Origin of the sequence: Sphingomonas sp. LC-1 (assembly GCF_025371035.1) — a bacterium.
Lineage (GTDB): Bacteria > Pseudomonadota > Alphaproteobacteria > Sphingomonadales > Sphingomonadaceae > Sphingomonas > Sphingomonas sanguinis_E.
Genome location: NZ_JANZXB010000032.1, coordinates 1 through 6,351, shown reverse-complemented (window position 1 = coordinate 6,351; position 6,351 = coordinate 1). Strand labels below are relative to the sequence as shown.

The following is a 6,351-nucleotide window of genomic DNA, read 5'->3' as shown; positions in this document are numbered from 1 at the left end:
CTCCCCGACAATCAACCTGAGACATAGGTCTTGCCAGCGGCAATCAAACACACCAAAACGACCTCGTCGCGATCAGCGCTTCTCATCCTGATCGTCGCTAACTTCTCATCCAGATCGTCGCGCTACATCCGCGTTACGACCGCCCTTCAGCAGCTTCCGCTGCTCGATGTTCTGCTGAAAGTGGACGACCCCGTATATTTGCCCCACGAATGCGCCCTCGGCGGCACCGGGGATGTGGAAGAACTCTTCGCGCTCACCTGCCCAGTCACGCAGGGTCTCAACCGGCCCATCGACGCACTCACGGCGCACCTCCCGCGTGGAGATGATGCGCCCGTCCGCGACCAGTCCGTCGAAGCGATCCCACAGGGTGGGGAAGCGGCGGGGGTAGTAGTTCTTGAACAGCGTCGAGAGGGGCGAGGTGTCGAAGACGTACATCAAGCAGCCCCCCGGCTGAAATACTCCTCAAGGGCGCCGACGTGGCGCGGCTTTGTGTCGAGGAAGTCCGCCAGCTGCCCTTCGTCGATTCGGTTCTGGTGGTACTGCGACAGCGCCAGGGCAACGTACTCCCGCCCGAGATACGCTAGCTTTGTCCAGTACGGGTTGCCCCCCGGCGCGCGCTCGACCTGACGCTGCGCATTCCACCGTTCGACGGCTCGGTCGTACTGATTCTGGGCGATCCTCCCGTGGTCGAGCAGGCGGCGGAAGATGACCTCTCTGCTGACGTGGAACTGGGCTGCGAGGGCCTCCGCGGTCGCCTCGGTAGCCTGCCTACCCGCCATCGCGCGCTGGAACGCGTCTTCAGGCATGAGGAGGTGCGCCGCAAAGCTGTTGCAGATCACCTCAATCTGCCTTGCATCACCAGCGAGGCGCTCGACGTAGCGGTCCCGAACCTTGTCGATGCCGCTGGTGTGGAAGACGAGGTGCGCCAACTCGTGGAAGTAGGTGAAAATCTGCCGCGTCTTGGTCGAACTGTTGTTCGCGTAGATGATCGGGAACTCGTCGTCGTAGAGGCAGAACCCGGAGAAGTCGTCCGCTCGGAACGCGTCTTTGAAGACGAACACGCCCACGTTGAGCAGCGCGGTCCGCCACTCCTTGAGCGCCGCGTCGTCACCACGCCAAGCCTGTTGCTGCTTCACGGGCACGCCGATGTAGTCCCTCACCGTGGCGGCCATCTCGGCGATGTCCACGTCGGGTGCGAACCGCAGGTCCCGCGTAATCATACGGTCGGCCGGGTTCCGCCCTTGGGTGAGCTCCGCCAGGTTGATCTGCATGGCCTTCGCCTTGCGCATCAACATGCGGACCCGGCTCGGCAGGCGCTCCAGCTCAGCCTCCGGCAGCGTGCGGAAGGTCTCGTTGATCGAGGGTACGTCAGGTGGATCGGGGAAGAAGAAGACCGCGATCGGGACCTTGAGGGTGTCCGACAGCTGCTCCAGCTGCGGGTACGTCGGGGCGGACGCACCCGCCTCCCAGTCGGCTATACGCTTGAACTTCTGCGCGGCCTCGTCACGGCTCAGCCCCGCCCGCTGGCGTGCCCACACGAGGAGGGCTGGGTTGATGGGAATCTGCTCGGCCATTGCGCCGGAGGTTATAACCGAGGGCGGCGTTCTTCCTATGGCAAAGATTGCGCCACTTACCCGGCTCTTACGCGTGGCCAGCTGCCGTCTCGTTAGCGACGCAAAAGCAATTGCCTAGCGTGACACTGCGCCTGATTGGAGGTTAGACTGCCAGCTAATGGGCAGTTGAACGGAGGCGCAATTGGCACGACCTGAAATACCGAACATGCGCATGTGGCCACGCAACCTCAGCACGTCGCAATATGGCGGACTCTCAACCTCGCAGTATGGAGGAATGTCGACGTCGCAATATGGTGGTGCGTCAACGTCCCAATACGGCGGGCTCTCCACATCTCAATATGGTGGGATGTCAACTTCGCAATACGGTGGGTTGTCCACTTCACAGTACGGCGGTCTATCGACCTCGCAGTACGGTGGCTTGTCCACCTCCCAATACGGGGGACTGTCAACCAGCCAGTACGGTGGATTATCAACCTCGCAAGGGGGAGGCATGTCGACCTCGTCGAGCTTCGTTTATAAGAGCAACATACCACCTTGGCCGCACTTCCTGCGAGAAATTGAGAAACGAGGCCTTGGCCAGGCAGCTGCGCTGATCCGATCCCGCCTTCCTCAACAACTTTGGCCGGAGAACTTCTTCAAGTACTAACGACGGCGCCCCACACCCTAGGATTGCAGGTGCGGGACGCTGCCGATGGGCGCGGCGGCGGGAGTCTAGCACCACTGCGTCCACTAGGCCGGATCGACATTCAGGATTCCCAAAGCTGTTGAAGGCTGATTCATAGGCATCCGTGTGGAGACGCGGAGCGAGCGATGGGGATCAAGCGGTACGAGTTGAGCGAGGCGCAATGGTTGCGGATCGCATCGCTGGTTCCGGGCAAGACGACCGATCCCGGCCGAACGGGTGCAGATAACCGATTGTTCGTAAACGGATGTTTGTGGGTGCTGCGCTCTGGCGCCCATTGGTGCGATCTTCCGGAACGCTATGGCAAGTGGAAGACGGTACACCGGCGTTTCAGCCGATGGTGTCATGCCGGCGTCTGGGAGCGGGTGTTCGAGGCGCTGACGGCGGATCGCGACAACCAGTATCTGATGATCGACAGCACCATCGTTCGCGCCCACCAGCAGGCGGCAACCGGAAAAGGGGGGCCAAGGATCAGGCGTTGGGGCGTTCCCGAGGTGGACTGACGACCAAGGTCCACATGCTCGCCGATACGTTCGGCCGGCCCTTGCGCTTTCGCATCACGCCTGGGCAAGCCAGCGACATCGCCTCGGCACCTGAACTGCTCGAGGGCCAGCGCGGCAAAGCAGTACTCGCCGACAAGGCCTATGACGGCAACGACTTGCGCAGCCAGATCGCAGCGATGGGCGCCGAGGCGGTGATCCCCTCCAAGCGCAACCGCAAGGTCGTCATCCCGCACGATGACGGCATATACAAGCATCGCAACCAGATCGAGAGATGCTTCAGTCGCCTCAAGCATTTCCGCCGCTTCGCAACCCGCTACGACCGACGCGTCATCCACTTCACCGGCTTCGTCCACCTCGCCGCCGCCATGATCTGGCTACGCTGAATGTCGATCCGGCCTAGGTCGGTCACTGGCCCGTGCCCGCGACCGACTGTCTCTAGATCACCTCTTTGCACGGGTCGCACATGCGCACCCGCGCTACGTCGGCGGAGAAGTACGGGCGGCGACAGCGGAGACACGACCGCCAGCCGACGTGCCTGACCACGCGGGGCGGGTGTCGGTCGGTGTCCAGCACCGGCTCGCGCCGGGCGCCGCCGTCCCAGGGCCACTGCCGCGCCTCCACGAACCCTAGCCCGTCCGCGCCCCGCGTCCGCACCGTAGGCCGCTGCTCGGGTGTGCTGGGCGGTGCCACCGGCACCGCAGGTGCGCACGCCCCGCTGCGCCTGCGCCACAGCGCCAGCCACTCGGGTACCCGGCTCGCCTAACGCCTTTCTCGCGTCCGGAAGATAGGCCATGCGCACCAGCGCCTGGGCATTTTCGAGGTTAATCAACTAGCTGAAATGAACGGCGGCTTTCGGCCTCGCGAGAGATGCCGCCAAACCACCTCTTCGAGGGCGCGTAGCTGACGGCCGGTGGCGTCTGAACGAACGGCCGCTCACGCCGCCTCAGCGCTCGAAAGCGGCCGGGCTGTAATCCACCAGTTTTGAGCAGTCCTACCGACATCATGAGGTCGGTGGTCAAACTGCCTTATAGGACAATGTGTCGTTCATTTCTGATAACTCGGATGGATAGGTCGAACCCCGCCCCCGGCGACATTTGCCAGGACGGGGTGAGTGAACGCGATCAACCGGTCCTGCAGTTCTATCGCCAGGTAATCCGGGTGCCAGCCAAAGACCGCAGACTTACCGCCCTGCCCGCGTTCGATCCTCGATAGCTGCGACGCGGATATGCCGCTGTAACGCGACAGGTCCGACAGGCGCCATCCCAATGCGATGCGCCCCACCCTCAATGCTCGGCAAAGATTGTCGCGCTGCAAATCCTGCAGCGTGTCAGGTTCTCGCCTAGTTGATGAGCGCGTCACACCGGGCTCGGCAACATCAGGCCAGTCAATCATGAAAATGTCCATGATCGCCAGCAGCGTCTCAGAGCGTGGCCAAGCACGGTCATGCTCAATCCGCGACAGTGCTACTCTGCTTATGCCGACGCGGTGTGCAAAGACCTTAGGCGGCAGGGGCGCATCGGTGCCGGTGCCGGCCAGCCGGTGCGCCCGGATGATCTGGCCGAGGTTGTCCTTGAGCCTGGCATAGCCAGGCGGGAGGCGCATCCGGGCGGGCTTTCGAGGAGCCATCGAAATACAATCTAACGATTGTGTATCGTTGATGCACGCCTGAATTTTGCCTTCCTATCACCGCCCCATGGCCATTGTGCGGATCTCGTGGGTGAAAAATGCAGAAAGCGAGAAGGCGTTGGCCGAACTCGTGCAGCTGCTCGCCCGGCAGCTGGCGGCAGAACACCGCCACACCGCGTCTTCCGCACGGCCCCCAACAGAAAAGGCTTCATGCTCATGACCATTTCCGGCCAACGTCGCGTCGCATTGTACGGCAGACATTCGACCGCCCTGCAAACGGCCACGTCGTCCGATGATCAGGTTGCGGCGTGTGCGCCGCTCGTCAATTTACTTAATGGCAGGGTCGTAGCAACCTGGCTCGATCCAGAGATTTCAGGCTATCGGCGCGATCGCCCTGGACTGAAAGGGCTGCTTGCGGCCGTCGAGGCGGGCGAGGTCGACCTCATTGTATGCGAGTCACTCGACCGGCTGGCGCGTGACGCGGAGGACGTGGCCTGGCTGGGCAAGAAGCTGCCCTATCACCGCGTCCAGCTGCATACGATCAGCGAAGGCCAGGTCGACGAGATCAAGTTCGCCGTTGCAGGCCTGATGGGCGCGATCTTCCTCAAACACCTTGTCGACAAGACTTTGCGCGGCATGGAAGCGGCGGTCCTGGCAGGGCGTTTCGCCGGGGGCCGCGCTTATGGCTACAAGCGTGTCATCCAGCTCGATGCGAAAGGCGAACTCGTCCGTGGGCTGCTCGCGATCGACGAGGCAAAGGCAGACATGGTTCGCCAAATTTACCAGTGGTTCGCTGGCGGCTTGTCTTGCATCCAGATCGCCACCCGCCTGAATGATGAGGGTATTCCAGGACCTCGTGGCGGGCTGTGGAATGCCTCGACCATCCGGGGCGACCCAAAGAAGCTGGTCGGCATCCTCAACAACCCCCTCTACACGGGACGGCTTGTCTGGAAGCGTCGACACTGGCGCCGCGATCCGGACTCGGAGAAGCGCGAACGGCGCTACCAGCTTCGAGACCCCAGCGAGTGGATCGAAGTGGCGGTCCCGGACCTCCGCATCGTCGATGATAGTGACTTCGAGGCGGTGCAGGCGGAATTGAACGCCCGCAAGCGCACCACCACGTCGCTGCCGGTGGCCCGGGGTAATCGCAACAGGCATCTGCTATCCGGCCTGATCCGATGCAGTTGCTGCGGGTCCAACTACACGATCAGCGGCAAGGACTATTATCGCTGCGCCAGTCAGAAGGAGCGTGGCACCTGTGACAACAGGCTATCGGTCCGCAAGGGGCCCCTGGAAGAGGCAAGCCTGACGGCTATCCAGCACCACCTGCTCACCGAAGACCATGTACGCCTGTTCATTGCGGAATATGAGCGCGAAGCCACGCGACTTGCCCGGATCGACAGCCATGAGGCTGACACGGCCAGGATCCGGCGGCAGCAACTCGAGCGCGAACTCGGCAATCTGTACGAAAATCTGCTGGCGGGTATCGCGACCCCTGCCCTGCGTCAGATGATCGACGAACGGGAGACGGAGAAGGCCCGCCTGATCTCGCGAACTGCTACCGTCGACAGAGGGGTGGTCTCGCCTCCCTCGCTTCCAACGCCATCCGTTCTGCAGGCTCAGTTTCGGGCGCGGATCGCCGCCCTGCGCAGCACGCTGGAAGATCCTGCGGTCCGCGGGCAGGCCGCATCAATCATGTCGCGGCTTATCGAAAGCGTGACGATCTATCCGGATGAACCGGAGGGTCCCGCAGCGGAGGTGGTGGCCAGGGTAGCGTCGCTGGTGACGTATGCCCTAAACGACAACGCCGCCCTGGAGGGCGGCGTATCGAGTTCTATAGCGTTGGTTGCGGGGGCAGGATTTGAACCTGCGGCCTTCAGGTTATGAGCCTGACGAGCTACCGGGCTGCTCCACCCCGCGACACTGGGTATAGGGGCAAGGACAAGTGAATGGGTTTTTGTATTCG

The 6,351-nt window shown here is 62.5% G+C and carries 6 protein-coding genes and 1 tRNA gene; 3 read left to right on the top strand and 4 right to left on the bottom strand.

The window, feature by feature from the left end:
• Window positions 1–105 precede the first annotated feature (105 nt).
• Complete coding sequence (locus NZL82_RS19520) at window positions 106–435, bottom strand: DUF4411 family protein (RefSeq protein ID WP_261271361.1); 330 nt, start codon at window positions 433–435, stop codon at window positions 106–108.
• Window positions 435–1,574 carry an XRE family transcriptional regulator gene (locus NZL82_RS19515; protein WP_261271360.1) on the bottom strand — a complete coding sequence of 380 codons (1,140 nt, stop codon included), beginning with the start codon at window positions 1,572–1,574 and terminating at the stop codon, window positions 435–437. Before NZL82_RS19515 ends, NZL82_RS19520 begins: the two co-directional genes overlap by 1 nt.
• An 816-nt stretch (window positions 1,575–2,390) precedes the next feature.
• Here NZL82_RS19515 and NZL82_RS19510 point away from each other — a divergent pair.
• Window positions 2,391–3,142, top strand: a protein-coding gene (locus tag NZL82_RS19510; RefSeq protein ID WP_405051400.1) for an IS5 family transposase whose coding sequence is annotated in 2 segments (ribosomal slippage) — window positions 2,391–2,721 and window positions 2,721–3,142 — 753 coding nt in all. Because the reading frame shifts where the segments join, the coding sequence is not laid out codon by codon here.
• Between the two features lie 661 nt (window positions 3,143–3,803).
• Here the strand turns inward: NZL82_RS19510 and NZL82_RS19505 are convergent.
• On the bottom strand, window positions 3,804–4,361 hold the full coding sequence (locus tag NZL82_RS19505) for a helix-turn-helix domain-containing protein (protein ID WP_261271359.1): 558 nt from the start codon (window positions 4,359–4,361) through the stop codon (window positions 3,804–3,806).
• A gap of 91 nt (window positions 4,362–4,452) precedes the next feature.
• On the opposite strand from NZL82_RS19505, the gene NZL82_RS19500 reads away from it, so the two are divergent.
• Complete coding sequence (locus tag NZL82_RS19500; RefSeq protein WP_261271358.1) at window positions 4,453–4,605, top strand: hypothetical protein; 153 nt, start codon at window positions 4,453–4,455, stop codon at window positions 4,603–4,605.
• On the top strand, window positions 4,596–6,272 hold the full coding sequence (locus tag NZL82_RS19895) for a recombinase family protein (protein WP_405051399.1): 1,677 nt from the start codon (window positions 4,596–4,598) through the stop codon (window positions 6,270–6,272). Before NZL82_RS19500 ends, NZL82_RS19895 begins: the two co-directional genes overlap by 10 nt.
• Here NZL82_RS19895 and NZL82_RS19490 read toward each other — a convergent pair.
• Window positions 6,229–6,305, bottom strand: a tRNA-Met gene (locus NZL82_RS19490). The genes NZL82_RS19895 and NZL82_RS19490 overlap by 44 nt on opposite strands.
• Between the last annotated feature and the right edge of the window lie 46 nt (window positions 6,306–6,351).

Coding starts and splice junctions, on each gene's coding strand:
- NZL82_RS19895 (WP_405051399.1), top strand. CDS start 4,596: ATGCTCATGACCATTTCCGGCCAACGTCGCGTCGCATTGTACGGCAGA.
- NZL82_RS19515 (WP_261271360.1), bottom strand. CDS start 1,574: ATGGCCGAGCAGATTCCCATCAACCCAGCCCTCCTCGTGTGGGCACGC.
- NZL82_RS19505 (WP_261271359.1), bottom strand. CDS start 4,361: ATGCGCCTCCCGCCTGGCTATGCCAGGCTCAAGGACAACCTCGGCCAG.
- NZL82_RS19520 (WP_261271361.1), bottom strand. CDS start 435: ATGTACGTCTTCGACACCTCGCCCCTCTCGACGCTGTTCAAGAACTAC.
- NZL82_RS19500 (WP_261271358.1), top strand. CDS start 4,453: ATGGCCATTGTGCGGATCTCGTGGGTGAAAAATGCAGAAAGCGAGAAG.